We start from the raw sequence: 17688 nt of genomic DNA on the forward strand, positions 1-17688 counted from the left end.
GGGGAGTGGGGTAAACGGAGGCGAGGGGGTGTGAGCCAATGTTGTCAGGTTAAGCGGTGATGGCTGCACCGAACTAATATTAGGCTGAAATCAGCCTTATTTCGCCCGCCGCCCGCCGAAACGCCGCTGTAAGGCTGAAATCAGCCTTATTTCGCCCGCCGCCTGCCGAAACGCCGCTGTAAGGCTGAAATCAGCCTTATTTCGCACGTTGCTCGCCAAAACGTCGCTGTAAGGCTGAAATCAGCCTTATTTCGGCGCAGGTGAGCATTCGCACCAATCGAACAATTATAGCCGAAAAATCATCCAGAATGTTCAGCACCCGACACTATTTCCTTTTCCTCACGGCAACGACGCTATCGTGCCCTTTGCCACGATGATCGTGCCGGCAGAATAGTTCTCGGCGTAGAAATAATAGTCGCCGCCCTCGTCAGCAGTCAGGGTGTAGGCGAACGACGGCGCTTTGCGAACGTCGAGCTTGACGGGCGTGCCGTTGCGAACATAACCAACCTCCATGTATTCGCCGTTCGGGTCCGATTGCGCGTTCGTTCGCAAATCGAGCTCGTAGCGGATCGTCAGCTTGTCGCCTTGGTGCAAACGCCAGCCGGTGCCGTCCGGTTTGGTGAAAATAACCAGGTGCCCGTTGCCGGTCAATAGTTCCGGGATGCTGTACGCGCTCGCGGAACCGGCGGCAACAGGAATCGCGGTCACCGAAGCGGCATTGACCGCTTGCAGCAGCTCGGGGCGGATGATGCCGCTTTCCAGCCGCGGTTTGGGCTCCGGCTGCAGCGTGGCGCCTGGCGGCACTTCCTTCATGGAGGCGACAGCCGGCTCCTTCGCCAAACCGCGGTTGCTCTTGTCAAGCACAACGGCGCCGAACAGCTTGCCGCCGGAGGCCGCGTTGGCTGCAAGCGCGCTGCCGAGCAGCGCAGCGACAACCGCCGCCACCAACAGGGCGCGTGCCGGCTTGCGCGCCGTGAGCCGCGCCGGCTGCGGCTGCTCCCGCTCCCGCTCGCCGCTGATGCGGGCAAACACAAGCCGCTTCACCTTTTCCTTGTCCACGCTCGTTTCATCCACCTGCAATTTCTCCGCGTACTTCTTCGCTTCCTCGTTTTCGTTGTCGTCAAACAGGTCGGAAATGCGAATGTTCATGCCGTGCTCCTCTCTCCGTCAATAGCTGCCGCAACCTATCGCGCCCGCGGGACAGCCGGCTTCGAACCGTTGCTTCCTTCATGCCGAGCCGGGCCGCGATCGCAGCCGTTTTCTCCATATAATAATAGTAGCGAATGAAAATTTCCCGGTCCGCTTCGCCCATCTGCGACAGCGCCCATTCGAGCAGTTGTTTGCGCTCCGCGTGGGCAAGGGCGTCCTCGGCTCCTTCGACAACGAGCGTGTCGTCGTCCAGCGGATTCAGCCGCGGATCGTAGCCTCGCAGCTTTTTGCGCGCCTGGTTGCGGGCAATCGCCGCGAGGTACGGCTTCAGCGGACTGCTTTCCTGCAGCCGCTCCGCATGATGCCAGAGCAGAACGAAAGCGTCGGCGACGACTTCCTCCACATCTTCCGCTTTCATGAAGTCGCCGATCGCATTGCGCACGATCGTGCCGACATAAGCCGCATAGCGGTCGATAACTTCCGCAAGCGCGGCTTGCTGCCGCTGTTTCAAGCGAATAATCAACGTTGTTTCATCCAGCGTGGCGCAACACCTCCTGACGGCCGTCACTTCTATATATCCGCTTGGCGGGCAAATTGTTGCAAGCTTATCGCAAAATGACGGATCGTTCAACATTCGGAATGACAATTATAAATCGGCAGGCAGGTTTTGCCACATTTTTTGCATGTTGACGAAGATCGGAAGGGAAATTATAATAAAATCATGCTAAATTATAAACTTAGTTCAATATATTGAACGAGTTCATGTTCCGATTCAACTCAAGGAGGCTTGCGCATATGTCCCGCAACAAAGAACTGCAAGAAGAATCGAAGCTTTATACGCCGGGCGGCGTGCACACGTCGATCCGCAACGTGGATCCGTTCCCGGTGTTCGTCCGGGGCGAAGGTGCGTATATTTACGACGCCGACGGCAAAAAATACATCGACTACCAGGCTGCCTTCGGCCCGTTCATTCTCGGCCACAACCACCCGTATGTCAACGGCAAAGTGATCGAAGCGCTTGGCCGCACCGACCTGTACGGCGTCGGCTGCACCGAGCTGGAAGTCGAAGCCGCCCGCAAAATCACGACCCACGTGCCTTCCGCCGAGCAGGTGCTGTTCTGCAACTCCGGTTCGGAGGCGACTTACCATGCCATTCGTTTGACGCGCGCGATCACCGGCCGCACGAAGCTGATCAAGTTCCAGGGCTGCTACCACGGCTGGCACGACTACGTGGCCCGCAATATGCTCAGCGCCTGGGATATGATCGGCAAACGCGATCCCGGTTCGGCCGGCATGATGGAGGAAGCGATCGACAACACGCTCGTTTGCACGTTTAACGATCTTGACGACGTGGAACGGACGTTTAACGAAAACAAAGGCGAAGTCGCCGCGCTGATCGTCGAGCCGATCCCGCACAACATCGGCTGCATTTTGCCGGAGCCGGGCTTCCTGCAAGGGTTGCGCGAGCTGTGCGACGCGAACGGCACGCTGCTCATTTTCGACGAAGTCATCACCGGCTTCCGCCATGACATCGGCGGCTTCCAGAAGGTTGCCGGCGTGACGCCGGACCTGACCACGATGGGCAAAGCGATGGCCAACGGGTTCCCGATCGCCGCCGTCGCCGGCAAGAAGGAATATATGATGCGCTTCAACACGAATCCGGGCGGCGACGTCTGGTTCGCGGGCACGTACAACGGCCATGCCGTCGGCACCGCGGCGTCGATTGCGACGCTTGAGCTGATGGAGAACGAGCCGGTGCACGAGCACGTATTCCGCTTGGGCGAAAAGATGCGCTCCGGCATCCGCGACATTCACCAGCGGCTGGGCGTCAAGGCGATCGTCACCGGCTTCGGTTCGGTGTGGACGACTTATTTTATGGACTTTCTGCCGAAAAATTATACCGACCTGCAGCACAACGACGCGACAACGTATGTGACGTACCGCAAGAAGCTGATCGAGCGCGGCATTTTCAAAATGCCGATGAACATCAAACGCAATCACGTCAGCTACAGCCACACGGACGCGGATATCGACACGACGCTCGACATCATCGAAACGGTGTTGAAAGAGATGAAATAAGCGGTTTGGCCAGGCTGTTCCCCGGGTTCCCATCGAACCCGGAGGGTCGGCCTTCTTGGCTGCAACCGGTGTGAAAATGAATTCCTATTTCAGCGTGCGGAGGGAATCATGACGATCAAAGTGGGCATCGTAGGGGCAAGAGGGCTTAGTACGCTCAGAGGGTTTCAGGCGATTGAAGACACGGAGGTCGTCGCGTTGTGCGACCTGGACGAAGCGTACGCGAAGGAAACCGCCGCCAAACACGGCATCCCGCATACATACCGGGTATTCGAGGATATGCTGGCATCGGACATCGATGCCGTCGTCATTGCGACGCCGATGCAGCTGCACGTGCCGCAGGCGATTGCCGCGCTGCACGCGGGCAAACATGTGATGAGCGAAGTGACGGCGGGCGTTACGCTCGACGAGCTGTGGTGGCTGAAGGAGACAGTCGAGCAGACGGGGCTGGTGTACATGCTGGCGGAAAATTATTGCTACATCCCCGAAAACCAGCTAATCGCCAACATGGTGAAGCAAGGACTGTTCGGCGACGTTTACTTTGGCGAAGGCGAATATATGCACGATATCCGCCACCTCGCTTTCCGCGTGAACCGGGCCGGCGCGGCGTCGGACGGCAAACCGACCTGGCGCAACTACTGGCAGCTTGGCAAACGCGGTGCGTTTTATCCGACGCACAGCCTGGGGCCGGTGATGCAATGGTTCGCGGGCGACCGCATCCGTTCCGTATCCTGTTTCGGCAGCGGCTGGCATACGGACAAGCGCTTCCGGCAGGAGGACACCTCGATTACGCTCTGCCAAATGGAAAGCGGCAAGCTGATCAAGCTGCGCATCGACTGCATTTCGCAGCGGCCGCACAATATGTCGTACTATACGCTGCAGGGCACCAAGGGCGCGTTCGAAGCGCCGCGCGGGCTGGGCGACACGCACAAGATTTGGCTCGACTCGATGGGCGACGATCCGGAGCGCCCCAAGTGGCGGCCGCTCAGCGACTATTACGATTATTTGCCGGACCGGTACAAACATGCAAGCGACGCGCAGAAGGCGGCGGGCCATTGGGGCGGCGACTTTTTTATCGTGCAGGATTTTGTCGATGCCATGAAAGGGGAGCGGCCGCCGGCGATCGACGTGTACGACGCGTGCGAATGGACGGCGGTGGCGATGCTGTCGGAGCTGTCGGTGATGAACGGCGGGCGTGCGGTCGATATGCCCGATTTTCGCGGCGCCGGCGGGTACGGGCAGCAAGCGCTTCGTTTGTAAGCGGTGGCGGGCGCTGCACGATAGCAAGAGCAAGCCGTCTTCCGGCGTTTGGGCCGGGGGCGGCTTTTTGCCGCTGGTTGACTGCCAATGGAAGCTTCCGCCAAAATAGAGGGGAAGCGTCGTTCGCCGCAACTTCGGCGATGCGCTGCATCCGAACGGACAAGAGGAGAGGAGTCTGGCCGATATGGGCAACGCATCGACTCGCCTGCCGCGCAGCTCGCCTGCGGAGATGGGCGTTTCGGCCGCCGGATTGGCGGCGTTTCTGGACGAATTGGCGGAGAAGCGGCTTGAGCTGCACAGCTTCATGCTGCTGCTCCGCGGCAATGTCGTCGCCGAAGGATGGTGGGCGCCGTACGGCGAACATCTCCCGCACATGATGTTTTCCCTCAGCAAAAGCTTCACTTCCACCGCCATCGGAATCGCGATCGAAGAAGGCAGGTTTGGCTTGCACGATCCTGTGCTAAGCTTTTTCCCGGAACGGGCCGATGAGCTGGCGGCTTCGCCGGCTTTCGCCGACAATCGCGACCGGCTGAGCCGTTTGACGGTTCGCCACTTGCTGACCATGGCCAGCGGTCACGGCGTCGACACCTTGCCGGCGCTTATGGACCGCAAGGACGGCGACTGGGTGAAAGCGTTTCTTGAATCGCCGCTTGTTCACGAGCCGGGAACAGCATTCGTCTACAACAGCGGCGCAACCTACATGCTGTCCGCCATTTTGCAGCGGGCGACGGGGGAGAAGCTGCGCGACTATTTGCAGCAACGATTATTTGCGCCGCTCGGGATCGAAGGCGCGGCCTGGGACGAATGCCCGCAAGGCGTGACGACAGGCGGCTGGGGGCTGTGGACGACAACGGAGGCGATCGCCAAGTTCGGCCGGCTGTATGCGCAGCTTGGCGTATGGGAAGGCCGTCGTCTTGTCGCCGAGGAATGGATCCGCGAAGCGACTTCGGCGCAAATCGACAACGGCGACGCGTCCGGGAGCAACACCGGCAACTCCGACTGGCAGGTCGGATACGGCTACCAGTTCTGGCGCTGCCGGTACGGGGCTTATCGCGGGGACGGGGCGTTCGGCCAGTACTGCATCGTGTTCCCGGAGCAGGATGCCGTGCTGGCGATCACGAGCGGCGTCGGCGATATGCAAGCGGTGCTCGACGCCGTGTGGGCGCACGTTCTACCCGCGTTGAATAGTGTGCCGACGGCCGGCGCTAAGAATGCGGAGGCCGATGCGCAGCTTGCGGAACGGCTGGCGTTGCTGGCGCTGCAGCATCCGAGTGCGGAGGGCGACAGTCGGGCCGCCGCCAGGCCGGAAGACAAGGCCTATGTTTTCTCCGCGAACGAAACCGGGATGCGGAAGCTGGCGTTCCGCTTCGGCGCGGATGAAGCGGAGGTCACGATTGTGAACGATCGCGGCGAATTTTCGTTCCGCTGCGGCTATGACGTCTGGACGGCAGGTTCGTCGCGAATGTGGTATAACGAACCGCGGCTGGTGGCTGCCGGCGCAAGCTGGACCGACCCGCACACGCTGCTGCTGCGCATTCGCGCCGTGGAAACGCCGTTCTATGCCGAAGCGCGCTTCACATTCGGCGAGGATCGGGTCGAAGTGAGCGGGCTGGACCATTTGGGCGGCACCGGCAGTCCGTCGCCGCTGCGGATGAGCGGCGTGTTTGCCGACGGCGTCGGATTGGCCCAATAACGGCCCGGCCGGAGCAGCGGCACAACTGCCGCGCAAGCGGCAACGCAATCCACAAAAAAAAAGCAGGCGCAGGTGAGCTTCTCATGGATACCGGCGATCCATCCGTGCCTCCGCGATTCGCATGTGTAGCGCGCGGAGGCGAGATGTCCCCCTATACTACAAAAGTATTCATGGCTATAAGCACAAACTAATGGATAACGCGCAACCATAAGAGAGCCCGGCCACTGGCCGGGTTTTTCTGAATGTGAGCCAAGCATGACGATTGATTAGGCGTTAGGCAGCCTCCCGCCCGATTTGTCGAAGGGGGCCGTAAAAACAATGGAGGGCTCACGCCCTCCAGGAAAGCTCAGTTCTTTACTCTGCCGCTCGTCTGTAACCGAGCCTCTCCGAAATTCGGTTCGCCTTGTCCCGAATGAGCATGCCGATCTCGCCGAATTTGTGCACCGGCAAATCGTTGCGCAGTGCCGTAATGCTCAGAGCCGCAACGACGTTTCCGGTATGATTGTAGATCGGGACGCCGATACAGCGAATGCCTAGCTCGCCTTCCTCATCTTCGACTGCATATCCTTGCTCACGTACAGACTGCAGGAATTGCTTTAATTGCTCCTTGGATGTCATCGTGTTCGGCGTAAACGATGTGAATTCGGTCGACATCAAAACTTTGTCCAACTGATCTTCGGGCATATACGCGGCGAGCACCTTCCCGACTGCGGAGTTGTACAGCAGCCAAGACTGGCCGACTTCCGTCGAGAACTGCACGAAACCCGGACTTTTGACCTTCTCGATATAGACCGCTTTCCCTTGCTCGAGCATAGCCAGGTGGACGGTAAAGCGCAGTTCCTTCGCTATCTCTTCCATGATCGGGTGAGCCGCCTCGCGAATACCGAGCTTGGATAATATAATCATGCCCAAATTATAGATTCTCATCGTTGGCCGATATTTGTCTCCGTCGATTTTCTCCACGTATTGCAAGCTTTCCAGCGTGGTTAAAATCATGAAGATGGAGGATTTGGGCACGCCGGACAAGGTATAAATATCCGTAATGCCAAGCGGCTTTTCGGAATTAGCCAGCATTTCAATGATCGCAATGCCTTTCTCGAGAGCGGGTACGGTGTACCGACTTTTTGCCATGAAGCCTATCTCCTTTTTCGATATTCCAAACTATCGATTGTTATTTCAGTACTATTTAAACATATAATGCCCTCTGTTTCAATTTGAAATCGCGGATGCGGCGGGCAATTCGGCGCGATTCATTCGTTGCAGCGCGTTATTCCGACATGATCATTAGGGAAAAGATTTCTGTTATGCGAAAAAAAGGCGAAGCGCGCGAATGGATCGAATGACGATTTTTCGTCCGATACAATATTGACTCCTTACGCTGCTGAATGATATATTGTAAAAGAATTGCGAAATACCGATTTAACTTTCGGTATACCGAAAAGTAAAAAATGGAGTTTGGCGAAGGGGTAGGAGTATCCTGAAAGATCGGCACCGGTTTCATTATGGTACATAAGGTACAGATTGCAGGAGGCGAGCGGAGTTGAGAAGACAGGAGATGGCGGCTCTTGTCCGCAGCTGGGTGGAGAAGAACCGATCCGCGATCGTGGAGACGACGGCGGACTTGATCCGCTTCGACAGCGTGAACCGCTTCACAGATGGATCGGAGAAGGCGTGCCAGCTTCACGTGGCGCGGCTGCTCGCGTCCATGGGGCTGGAAACGTCGGTCTATTCGCCTGACGATGCGGCCGGGCTGCATGCGCATCCGGCTTATTATCCAGGCAAACGATATGCGAATCGCCCCAATGTGATCGGACGTCTGAAGGGCGTCGGCGGCGGTCGATCGCTGCTGTTCTCCAGCCACGCGGACACCGCCGTTGCGGCTCCCGGCTGGACGCGCGATCCCTGGAAGCCGACGGTGGAGGGCGACCGGTTGTACGGCCTGGGCGCCTACGACATGAAGGGCGGTCTGGCGGCGTCGATTATGGCGGTCCGGTGCGTACAAGAACTTGGCGTGCACCTGGCGGGCGACGTCTTGCTCGAGTCCGTAGTCGACGAGGAGTTCGGCGGCGCGAACGGCACGCTGGCCGGACGCGTGAGCGGGTTTCATGCCGATGCCGCGATCATACCCGAGCCGACGAATCTGGCCATATGTCCGGCAAGCCGGGGGGGCGCGTTATGGCGGGTGACGTTCTCGGGCACTTCGGGGCTTTCGTTCAACGGGGAAACGATCGTGAACCCGGTTTACGCGGCAGGCAAATTTATTCATTACCTGGAACAGTACGAGCGGGAGCGCTCCCGCGGCATCGGTCCCGCCCCCTGGTACGAGCAAGGCGGGGAACTGCCTGTCGTAATCACGCGTGTGGAGGCGGGGGACATGAGCGCTCCGCTTTGCGATACCGGGCCTGCCGAATGCCATGTCGACGTATGGGTGGAATGTTATCCGGGCACGACGGAGGAGCAGCTGCAGGAGGAGATCATGGCCGGTTATCGCCGGCAATACGGCATACAGAAGGGAATGGAAGAGCCGCGGTTTGCCAGAATGCTCCGCTTCCTTCCAGGAGCGCAGCTGGAGCCCGACTGTCCGATCATCGCGGCCCTGTCTTCCCGGGTGGAGAGCGTCACGCGCCAGCCCGCCGTCGTCCGCGGAGCGCCGTTCGCCTGCGACGCGTTCGTCTTTAACCTGCACAGCCCGACACCGGCGGTTATTCTCGGACCGCCGGGCGGCCATGCGCATGCTCCCGATGAATTCGTCGATATTCCCGGGCTTTGCCAATTGGTCGAGATTTATGCGTTAACCGTAATAGACTGGTGCGAGGGGGAAGAAGGATGAGGAAATCGATTAGGACGGATGCCGCGTCGAAAGGCGACGGACCTTACTCGCAATCCATTGTGTCGGCGAACGGATTCGTATTCGTATCCGGTCAGGGGCCGCTCGATCCAACGACGAATGTCATTATTGGCGAATCGATCGAGGAACAGGCGGATGCGACGCTGCGGAACGTTGCATCCATTCTCCAAGCGTCCGGCTGTTCGATGGACGATGTGGTCAAGGTAAATGTTTATTTATCCAGCATGAAATTGTTTTCCCGATTTAACGAGGTATATGCGCGGCATTTTCACCATCCGATGCCGGCCCGGTCCTGTATTGGCGCCGAACTGGACGGCATACTGGTAGAAATCGACGTGATAGCCGAAATTCCATCCTGATCGCGACATTCGGATCGGGGCGATACGGCGAAGCGATGGCGAATGGCGGTGCGGAGGTGACAGGTCGATATGGTCAAAGGTCAGTTGGACACCCCCTATGTGCTCGTCGATCTGGACAAAGTGGAGCACAATATCGCCAGCATGCAGGCTGTGGCGAATCGATATGGCGTCAGGCTGAGGCCGCATGCCAAAACGCACAAGACGCCGGAGCTGGCGCATATGCAGATTGCGGCCGGGGCGATCGGCATCACGGTCGCCAAGCTTGGCGAGGCGGAAGTGATGGCAGCCGCCGGTATCAACGATATTATGATCGCTTACCCGATCGTGAGCGAGGCGAAGCTGGCAAGATTGGTTGCGCTGGCTCGGACCGCCAAGCTGACGGTAGCGGTCGACAGCTGCGAAGCGGCTGCCGCTTTATCCAGGGCGCTTGCGCCGAGCGGCGCCACGATCGATGCGCTTGTCGAGCTGGATTGCGGGTTTGGCCGGGTGGGCGTGCCTCGCGGCGAGCCGCTGCTCCGCTTGGCCCGGTTCGTCGCCGGCCTTGCCGGGTTGAAGCTTCGAGGCGTGCTGACATTTGCCGGTCATGCTTACGAAGCGCGCGGCAGTGAACAATTGCGGGCTGCCGCCGCGCAAGAGGGGGCGGCGGCGGCGGAAGCAGCGGCAATGTGCCGAGCCGCCGGCATAGCGATGGAGACGGTCAGCGTCGGATCGACGCCGAGCAGCCGCTATGCCGCATCATGCGAAGGCGTAACGGAAATTCGTCCCGGCGCCTATCTGTTCGGCGATCTGATGCAAGTGGACATCGGGGCGCATGCGCTGACGAATTGCGCGCTGACGGTGCTGGTTACGGTCGTCAGCCGCCCGGCGCCGGATCGCGCCGTCATCGACGCGGGGACGAAGCTGTTTACGATGGACGGCAATCCGACAACGCTCGGCACGGGCAGAGGTTGGGTGATTGGCCATCCCGGCATTGCCTTGGAGTGGTTGACCGAGGAGCACGGCATGCTTCGTTTGGCGCCGGAGGAGCAGCGGTTGCGGATCGGCGACAGGCTTGAGATCGTACCCGTCCATTGCTGTGGCGTAATCAGCCTGACGGATGAAGTGGCGGCGGTCCGGGGAGATCGCGTCGAAAGCATCTGGAAGGTCGCGGCGAGGGGACAAGTGCGCTGAACCAAACGATAGAGAGGGGCAAGGCGATGAATCGATTCGAAAATAAAGTTGTCGTCGTCACCGGCGCCAGCAGGGGGATCGGCAAAGCGACGGCGGAACGATTTGCTGCGGAAGGGGCGCAACTCGCGATCGTATCCAACGATCCGGTCGAGCTGGCCGCCACCGCAAATGAGCTGACCCGGCAAGGATACCGCGCGATGGCTTGCGAAGCCGACGTATCGGAATACGCGCAGACCGCGCAAGTCGTTGAGCGCGTCGTTGCCCGGTACGGGAAAATCGATATCTTGATCAACAATGCGGGGATCGCCTGGGAGGAACCGTTTCTCGACATTACCCGCGAAAATTGGCGAAAGATGCTGGACGTCAATTTGAACGGGATGTTCAACATGGCCCAGCATGCGGCAAAGCAGATGGCGAAGCAAGAGGAAGGCATCATCGTCAACATGGCTTCCACCAACGGTCTTGTCGGCGAAGCCAACTACGCGCACTACAACGCTTCCAAGGGCGGCGTCGTCCTGCTGACCAAAACAATGGCGATCGAACTGGCCCGATTCCATATACGCGTAAACGCCGTATGTCCCGGCTACATTCAGACGCCGATGTCGGAAGCGATCGATGACCCGGAATTTGTGGCGGCGTACATCCGGGCGAAAATTCCGCTCGGGCGCGTCGGCAAGCCGAAAGATGTTGCGGGGGTGTTCGCTTTTCTCGCTTCGGACGACGCCGCATTTATCACAGGCGAAACGATCGTAGTAGACGGCGGACAGCTTGCGTTTTAACCGATTTCACCAAGTTATCCGCAAATAGGAAAGGAACGGGGGATTGCATGGAGAACAGCATCATATCCAGTGCCGGTTCAAAACACTCCAGAGGCGAAGCGTTCAAGAGACATCTTCTGAAGTACAAATACGCGTACCTTCTGCTGCTTCCCGGATTGGTCCACTTGATTTTGTTTCGATATGTGCCGATGTTCGGCATCATGATCGCTTTTCAGAAGTATAGTCCATTTTTGGGATTTTGGAAAAGCCCGTGGATCGGGCTCGAGCACTTTCAGAATATGTTCTCGTATAAGGAAACCTGGATCATTCTTCGCAACACGATCATTTTATCCGCGCTGCAGATCGCGTTCGCGTTTCCGGCTCCCATCATCCTTTCCTTGATCCTGAACGAATTGAAAGACGGGCTGTTCAAGCGGTTGTCGCAGTCGATCTTGTATTTGCCTCACTTCTTGTCCTGGGTGATTGTCGTTGGCATCGTATTGATCCTGTTGCGTTCCGACGGCTTCCTGAATTTGCTGCTGCAACAATTGTTCCATACGGAAGCGATTCCAATCCTGACATCGGAAGGCTGGTTCCGGCCGCTTATTGTGGCCGAGGTCATTTGGAAGGAAGTCGGTTGGGGAACGATCATCTTTTTGGCAGCGCTTTCAGCTGTCAGCCCGGAGCTGTACGAAGCGTCCACCATCGACGGTGCGGGACGTTTCCGGAAAATGTGGCATGTGACGCTGCCCGGCATTCGCGGCGTCATCGTAATCCTGCTCATTCTGAAGCTTGGCGATGTGCTCGATACCGGGTTCGAACAATCGTTCCTGCAGATGAATTCCTCCAATGCAAGCGTCGCTCGTACGATCGATATTTATGTATTCGAGCAGAGTATAGGCGGCGGCGGACAATACAGCTTCACGACAGCAGTCAATTTGCTCAAGAACATCGCAGGCTTGATTCTCATCTGGAGCTCCAACCGGATCGCCAAAAAATTGGGTCACAACGGCATCTTCTAACTACTATCGTTCGGGAGGGGGATCGACATGCGGCAGAAATCGACGTCCGATCTCATTATAGACGGCGCGTTGCGATTATTCCTGATCGTTCTCATGATGACCATGTTATTTCCGTTTGTTTATATTTTCGCCGTGTCGTTTTCCACCTATGAAGAAATATTCGAGAATCCGCTCGTCCTCTGGCCTAAACAATGGACCACCAGCTCGTATGAGTATATTCTTCAATCCCGCGCGTTTGTTCGCTCCATGGGGATCACGGCGGGAGTCGCCCTGGCCAGCTCGCTGCTTGTGCTCCTGTTCAATTCGATGACCGCCTTTGCGCTCACGAGGCCGATCAAAGCCCGCGGTGCGATCATGTTCCTGTTCGTGTTCACTTTGTTATTCTCCGGCGGACTGATTCCTTCCTATTTGCTTGTCAAGGCGCTCGGTTTGATCAATACGTACGGGGCCTTGATCATCCCCGGCGTTGTCGGCGCATGGACCGTCATTATCTTTCGGCAATTCATCTTCGGCATCCCCGAGGAGCTGATCGACGCGGCGATGATCGACGGAGCGCATGAATGGCAAATATACACGAGGATCATTCTTCCCTTGTCGAAGCCCATCATGGCGGCCTTCTTTCTCTTCAACGTCGTCGGGACATGGAACAGCTGGTTCAGCGCGGTTATTTATTTGAACGACCCGGCCAAATGGACGATCCAGGTCGTGCTCCGGCAGATGATTATCGAGAACGATCCGATGATGATGCTGTCCGAAAACCGGTTCAACGGTCCGGCTCCGTCGCCGATTACGATTCAAATGGCTGCGATACTCGTGGCGACGGCACCGATCCTCATTATTTATCCGTTCCTGCAAAAGCATTTCGTCAAGGGGGTGATGATCGGCTCACTAAAAGGATAGCGGGAAAGTGTCCAAGGCGGGTTGTCGGTTCCAGACAGTGAAATCTAACGATGGAGGGATTGCAATGGCATTCAGGAAATGGTTGACGGCAAGTTTGGCGCTGGCGTTTGCCGTCGGGACGATCGGGTGTTCGAAAGGAGGCAATGGAGAGCCTCAGGCGAACCCGTCGGTGAAACCGTCGACGTCGCCGTCGGCGTCGGAAAAATCGGCCGAGGAGAAGAAAGCGGAAGAGCTGAAAAAGAAGAAGTTTACGATCACGATGCACGATTTCACATGGGGAACCCCTCCGGCGTTGAAAGGGAAAGGCGCGGAGATGATCAACGAGCGGTTCAACGTCAATCTGGAGGCGACGATCGTGCCCGCAGCGGCGCACGACGAGAAGCTGTCGGTGCTTATCGCGTCGGGATCGCTGCCGGACATCGTGGGGATGAAAAATTACGAGCTCGCCAAATATGCCGAACTGGCGGCACAAGGCGCCTTCGCGCCGCTTGACGAATACATCGCCAAATATCCGACCTTAAAAGCCGTACCGGAATGGATCTGGGACCAGTTCCGCGTGAACGGCAAAATTTACGGTATTCCGGAGTTCTTGACCAGATACGAGCAGACGCCGATCATCCGTCAGGATTGGCTGGACAATCTCGGGCTGAAGATGCCGACAAACTATGATGAGCTGAAGAAAGTGGCGATCGCCTTCGCGACGCAGGATCCGGACAAGAACGGCGTCAACGACACCTACGCTTTCGTCATGCGCAACGCGCTGTATCCGAGCTACGGAATGGGTCCTTATTGGTTCTATAACGCCTATTATCATAAAGACAAGGACGGCAATTTCATTCCGAACTATATTTCCGACGCTTTCCGCGATCATGTGCAGTGGCTCCATGAAGTATATCAGGGCGGCGGCCTTTCGAAGGATTTCGTCACCTTGAGCAGCTCCGACTTGAACAAGGAATTCTGGGTGGAAGGCAAGGCGGGCATTTACCATGCCGACCCGGTCAACTTGAATGAAGCCTATATTGAGCCGCTGTTGAAAAGAATCCCCGGTCTGAAGCTTGCTCCGATTCCGACATTCACCGCGCCTGACGGGACGAGAGCCGAGATGTCGACGAAAGGCTGGGGCGCGATCGTTGCGATCAGCGCCAAGGCGAAGCAGGAGGAAGGCAAAGTTGAACGCATCCTCGACATCATCGACCTGTTCCGCAAAAGTATCCCGTTGGACCAAGCCACTCCGGACAACAAGGATTGGGATTGGATGAACGGATTGAACGGCGCAGCTTACGATTGGGATGCCGCGAAGAAGGTTCCCGTGCCGAAGGCGAACGCCGCCGCCAGCGGCATGGCTCCTAACATTTACTTTAACTTTGGCGCGGTCGGCTGGCCGGAGGACGAATCCAAGCTGAATTATCCGCAGTGGTTTCACACCGACATCATGCGCAAGCTTAGTCAGGATTTGATCGATATGCACGCAAAGGTTCAGCATTTCGTCGACCCGACGTGGGCGGTTCAGATCGACCCCACGCCTGCCGGTCTGAAGCCGCCGGATATGTACGGGACGATTGTGAAGATGATTCGGGGCGAAGTGCCGATGTCCCAATGGGACTCCGTAGTCAAGGAATGGCTGGCGCAGGACGGCGCCCGCAAAATCAAGGATTATAATGCGAAATTCAAAAGTAAGGATCTGAAATCGTATCTTGTTAAGTAACCGGGCGAGCCGGAGAGAACTCATGGCGGTTTTTTCCGGCTTAACGGCTCCCTTCGATCGAGTCGGTCGTCGGCGTGAAGTCGCGGATGCAATTCCGGATACCTTCTGGCATTGGCCTGAATTAGACAAACAACGGAGTGTGAGACTATGAAATTGCAAGGCAATCTGCCCGTCATCCCTACCCCGTTCACGAAGGGCGGGATTGAATATGCGGGGTTCGACAAGCTGTTCGATCGTGTGCTGGAGGATCTTGACGGGTACGTTGTTTGCGGGAGCACCGGCGAAGCGCCGGCGCTCACGACTCGGGAGCGAATCGAGATCATGAATTACGTTGCCCGGATCACGCCCAAGGGGAAGACGGCGGTAGTAGGTTTAGGGCATTCCTCCCTGGAGGATGCGGTTCGCATCGGTTCAGCCGCCGCAGAAGCCGGAGCGAGAGCCGCGCTCGTTCCGAGCCCCTATTATTTTCCGAATTCGCTGGAGATGATCATCGATTATGTCGGACAATTGGCGCTGAAGACCGGACTCGACATCGTCTTTTACGACAATCCCGTTACAACCAAGACGGTTTTCACTACCGATTCGCTGATCGCGCTCGCGAATGCGGTCCCCAAGGTGACCGCGATCAAGATGACGGATCACAACCTTGGCAAAATTCGCGAATTGAAGGAACGGACTGGACTCTCCGTATTCGGCGGCGACGATATTATTTGTTATCGCGCTTTCGAAGCGGGAGTAGACGGCAATATGATCATTGCGCCGATCATTTATCCCGCGAGCTTCAAGGCATGCTGGGAAATGTTCCGAAGCGGGAACGGCGCGGCGAGCTTCGATCTGTACTGCCGGGTGTTGCTGCCGTTCATCAGCATGTTCGGGCCAGGCGACGAAATTCCGGCGACGAAGATGCTGTTCCACCGGTTGGGATTGTATTCCAGTCCGGAGACGCGGTCTCCGTTGCTGACAAGCGATGCAAGACGGACGAAAGAAGTGATGGAAGGCTACTATCAAGGATTAAGAGGGGAACATTCCGGCTTCATCCCCGGCGGGTCCGCCACCGCCTCGAACACCTGACAGGAGGGTTCTCATATGATTCACAAGGTTCCCGACCTCCGGGAGATGACATTGGAGCAAAAAGTCGGTCAGATGGTTATTGTTCGGGCGCACGGATTCGAGGAAGCGATTCGCAGGCGGCTTTCAACAGGCGAGATCGGCGCCGTCGGCCACATTCTGCTCCACAAGACGCATGACAAAAAGCTTGAGCGGCTTATCGCCGTAATAAATGAGTATCGCAAATTGGCTGGTTGCCCTATCTTGTTTTACTGCGACGGCGAGGCCGGACTCGGGGCGGTATTCGATTTCGGGACGAGATTTCCCTCCATGATGGCATTGGGGGCGACCCGTTCGGCAGAGCTGGCGTACCGGATGGGACATGCGATCGGCCGGGAAGTGCGGGCAGCGGGGTTTCATATGATCAGCAACCCGACGGTCGATATCAATACGAATCCGAATAATCCGATCATTAACATACGTTCCATCGGAGAAGATCCCGCGCTGGTCGAGTCGCTCGCCGCCGCTTACGTAGCCGGGATGCAGGAAGCGGGCATTATTCCATTAGCCAAGCATTATCCGGGCCACGGCGATACGTCGCAGGATTCGCATGTGGAAATGCCTGCATTGCCCCATTACTCCGATCGTTTGTACGACATCGAGCTTAAGCCGTATCGAACGCTGATCGCAAGGGGTCTCACCGGCGTCATGACCGCTCATCTGTACGTGCCTGCCTTGCAGGAGGAAGATGAGCCGCTGCCGGCAACCTTGTCGAGAAGCGTCATCACCGGTATTCTTCGTCAGAAGCTTGGCTTCGAAGGCCTGATCGTTTCCGACAGCTTGACGATGAGGGGAATAAAGTCCGTATACGGCATTGAAGAGGCTGCCGTTATGGCCATTCAAGCCGGGCACGACCTTATTCTGCAAGATTATCAGTCCGATCCGGAGATCACATTACGGGCCGTTTGCCATGCCGTCCGAAGCGGCCGGGTGGATGTGGAAAGGATCGATGAAGCCGTATCCCGCATTTTTCAATACAAGGCCAGGTTCAATATAATGGACAACAAGGAAATCGACATTCGTCAATCCCGGGAAGTGCTGGATTGTGAGGAGCATCGGACGACCGCGCGCGACATCGCCGCTCAATCCGTTACGAAGCTGACGGGCCGCCATCTGCCGCTGCGGGCCGATAACCTGCTGCTGATCGCGGTTATCGGGGATGAGGAAGGCACAGAAGTCGAGGACATGAGCTTCGTCATCGAAAGCAGGGCCGGTCAAGTATACGAAAGGGTTCGCCGCTTCTCGCCGGATGCCGAGCTGCTCCTCGTTCACGAGAAACCGACGGAGGAAGATCGGAGGAAGGTGGAGCGAGCCATTCAAAGCGAACGGTACGATGCCGTTGTTTTTGCTACGTTCATTCGTGTCGTATCCTATAAACCCGGCAGTGCCGCGATCCCGAAGGAACAAGCCGACCTGGCGGATTGGCTGGTTGGAGCAATAGATAAAACGGTGATTCTGCTGTTCGGAAGTCCATACGTCCTCCATTCCGTACGCCGCCCCGCGAATTGTCTGTGCGCTTACAGCGACGATTCATATTCGATCGTTGCCTGCGTAGACGCCGTATTCGGCCAAATGCCCACTACGGGAAAGCTGCCGATTACGATTGGTTCGTCATTTCCATACGGGTACGGATTATCATAA

At 57.3% G+C, this 17688-nt stretch carries 15 protein-coding genes; 12 read left to right on the top strand and 3 right to left on the bottom strand.

Translation table 11 applies throughout. The annotated features are described in order from the left end of the window. Window positions 1-339 precede the first annotated feature (339 nt). The gene (locus tag EXY20_RS19945; RefSeq protein ID WP_135553860.1) at window positions 340-1149 is read right to left on the bottom strand and encodes a hypothetical protein; all 810 of its coding nucleotides are present in this window, start codon (window positions 1147-1149) and stop codon (window positions 340-342) included. Beyond that, complete coding sequence (locus tag EXY20_RS19950) at window positions 1121-1672, bottom strand: RNA polymerase sigma factor (RefSeq protein ID WP_167859383.1); 552 nt, start codon at window positions 1670-1672, stop codon at window positions 1121-1123. Before EXY20_RS19950 ends, EXY20_RS19945 begins: the two co-directional genes overlap by 29 nt. Window positions 1673-1944: 272 nt before the next feature. Between EXY20_RS19950 and EXY20_RS19955 the strand changes: the two genes are divergently transcribed. From EXY20_RS19955 to EXY20_RS19965, 3 genes are all read left to right on the top strand, one after another. Then, window positions 1945-3228, top strand: coding sequence for an aspartate aminotransferase family protein (locus EXY20_RS19955; protein WP_135553862.1), 1284 nt, complete (start codon window positions 1945-1947; stop codon window positions 3226-3228). A gap of 108 nt (window positions 3229-3336) precedes the next feature. Further along, window positions 3337-4485 carry a Gfo/Idh/MocA family protein gene (locus tag EXY20_RS19960; RefSeq protein ID WP_135553863.1) on the top strand — a complete coding sequence of 383 codons (1149 nt, stop codon included), beginning with the start codon at window positions 3337-3339 and terminating at the stop codon, window positions 4483-4485. Window positions 4486-4669: 184 nt separating this feature from the next. Beyond that, on the top strand, window positions 4670-6178 hold the full coding sequence (locus EXY20_RS19965; RefSeq protein ID WP_135553864.1) for a serine hydrolase domain-containing protein: 1509 nt from the start codon (window positions 4670-4672) through the stop codon (window positions 6176-6178). 354 nt (window positions 6179-6532) lie between these two features. Here the strand turns inward: EXY20_RS19965 and EXY20_RS19970 are convergent, their stop codons facing one another. After that, entirely contained in the window at window positions 6533-7309 is a 777-nt protein-coding gene (locus EXY20_RS19970) for an IclR family transcriptional regulator (protein ID WP_135553865.1), read from the bottom strand. A gap of 409 nt (window positions 7310-7718) precedes the next feature. Between EXY20_RS19970 and EXY20_RS19975 the strand changes: the two genes are divergently transcribed. From EXY20_RS19975 to EXY20_RS20015, 9 genes are all read left to right on the top strand, one after another. Further along, window positions 7719-9008: a M20 family metallopeptidase gene (locus tag EXY20_RS19975; RefSeq protein WP_135553866.1), complete on the top strand. Its 1290-nt coding sequence runs from the start codon at window positions 7719-7721 to the stop codon at window positions 9006-9008. Continuing rightward, window positions 9005-9385 (top strand): Rid family detoxifying hydrolase, encoded by a 381-nt coding sequence (locus EXY20_RS19980; protein ID WP_135553867.1) that lies wholly within the window; start codon window positions 9005-9007, stop codon window positions 9383-9385. Before EXY20_RS19975 ends, EXY20_RS19980 begins: the two co-directional genes overlap by 4 nt. Before the next feature lie 69 nt (window positions 9386-9454). Next, entirely contained in the window at window positions 9455-10555 is a 1101-nt protein-coding gene (locus tag EXY20_RS19985) for an alanine racemase (protein WP_135553868.1), read from the top strand. 26 nt (window positions 10556-10581) lie between these two features. Then, window positions 10582-11334 (top strand): SDR family NAD(P)-dependent oxidoreductase, encoded by a 753-nt coding sequence (locus EXY20_RS19990; RefSeq protein ID WP_135553869.1) that lies wholly within the window; start codon window positions 10582-10584, stop codon window positions 11332-11334. 47 nt (window positions 11335-11381) lie between these two features. Further along, the gene (locus EXY20_RS19995) at window positions 11382-12335 is read left to right on the top strand and encodes an ABC transporter permease (RefSeq protein ID WP_135553870.1); all 954 of its coding nucleotides are present in this window, start codon (window positions 11382-11384) and stop codon (window positions 12333-12335) included. A 27-nt stretch (window positions 12336-12362) separates the two neighbouring features. Next, window positions 12363-13235, top strand: coding sequence for a carbohydrate ABC transporter permease (locus EXY20_RS20000; protein WP_135553871.1), 873 nt, complete (start codon window positions 12363-12365; stop codon window positions 13233-13235). Window positions 13236-13299: 64 nt separating this feature from the next. Beyond that, complete coding sequence (locus EXY20_RS20005) at window positions 13300-14940, top strand: type 2 periplasmic-binding domain-containing protein (protein ID WP_135553872.1); 1641 nt, start codon at window positions 13300-13302, stop codon at window positions 14938-14940. Between the two features lie 147 nt (window positions 14941-15087). Continuing rightward, a complete protein-coding gene (locus EXY20_RS20010) occupies window positions 15088-16011 on the top strand; it encodes a dihydrodipicolinate synthase family protein (protein ID WP_135553873.1) in 924 nt (307 codons plus the stop codon). Window positions 16012-16026: 15 nt separating this feature from the next. Then, window positions 16027-17688: a glycoside hydrolase family 3 protein gene (locus tag EXY20_RS20015; RefSeq protein ID WP_135553874.1), complete on the top strand. Its 1662-nt coding sequence runs from the start codon at window positions 16027-16029 to the stop codon at window positions 17686-17688.

It is taken from the genome of Paenibacillus cymbidii (assembly GCF_004764705.1).
Classification (GTDB): domain Bacteria; phylum Bacillota; class Bacilli; order Paenibacillales; family NBRC-103111; genus Paenibacillus_AN; species Paenibacillus_AN cymbidii.

What these genes read in the sequence shown, in the direction of transcription:
- EXY20_RS19945 (WP_135553860.1), bottom strand. Translation starts at nt 1,149, where the DNA reads ATGAACATTCGCATTTCCGACCTGTTTGACGACAACGAAAACGAGGAA.
- EXY20_RS19955 (WP_135553862.1), top strand. Translation starts at nt 1,945, where the DNA reads ATGTCCCGCAACAAAGAACTGCAAGAAGAATCGAAGCTTTATACGCCG.
- EXY20_RS20015 (WP_135553874.1), top strand. Translation starts at nt 16,027, where the DNA reads ATGATTCACAAGGTTCCCGACCTCCGGGAGATGACATTGGAGCAAAAA.
- EXY20_RS20000 (WP_135553871.1), top strand. Translation starts at nt 12,363, where the DNA reads ATGCGGCAGAAATCGACGTCCGATCTCATTATAGACGGCGCGTTGCGA.
- EXY20_RS19985 (WP_135553868.1), top strand. Translation starts at nt 9,455, where the DNA reads ATGGTCAAAGGTCAGTTGGACACCCCCTATGTGCTCGTCGATCTGGAC.
- EXY20_RS19970 (WP_135553865.1), bottom strand. Translation starts at nt 7,309, where the DNA reads ATGGCAAAAAGTCGGTACACCGTACCCGCTCTCGAGAAAGGCATTGCG.
- EXY20_RS19960 (WP_135553863.1), top strand. Translation starts at nt 3,337, where the DNA reads ATGACGATCAAAGTGGGCATCGTAGGGGCAAGAGGGCTTAGTACGCTC.
- EXY20_RS19965 (WP_135553864.1), top strand. Translation starts at nt 4,670, where the DNA reads ATGGGCAACGCATCGACTCGCCTGCCGCGCAGCTCGCCTGCGGAGATG.
- EXY20_RS19980 (WP_135553867.1), top strand. Translation starts at nt 9,005, where the DNA reads ATGAGGAAATCGATTAGGACGGATGCCGCGTCGAAAGGCGACGGACCT.
- EXY20_RS20010 (WP_135553873.1), top strand. Translation starts at nt 15,088, where the DNA reads ATGAAATTGCAAGGCAATCTGCCCGTCATCCCTACCCCGTTCACGAAG.
- EXY20_RS20005 (WP_135553872.1), top strand. Translation starts at nt 13,300, where the DNA reads ATGGCATTCAGGAAATGGTTGACGGCAAGTTTGGCGCTGGCGTTTGCC.
- EXY20_RS19990 (WP_135553869.1), top strand. Translation starts at nt 10,582, where the DNA reads ATGAATCGATTCGAAAATAAAGTTGTCGTCGTCACCGGCGCCAGCAGG.
- EXY20_RS19995 (WP_135553870.1), top strand. Translation starts at nt 11,382, where the DNA reads ATGGAGAACAGCATCATATCCAGTGCCGGTTCAAAACACTCCAGAGGC.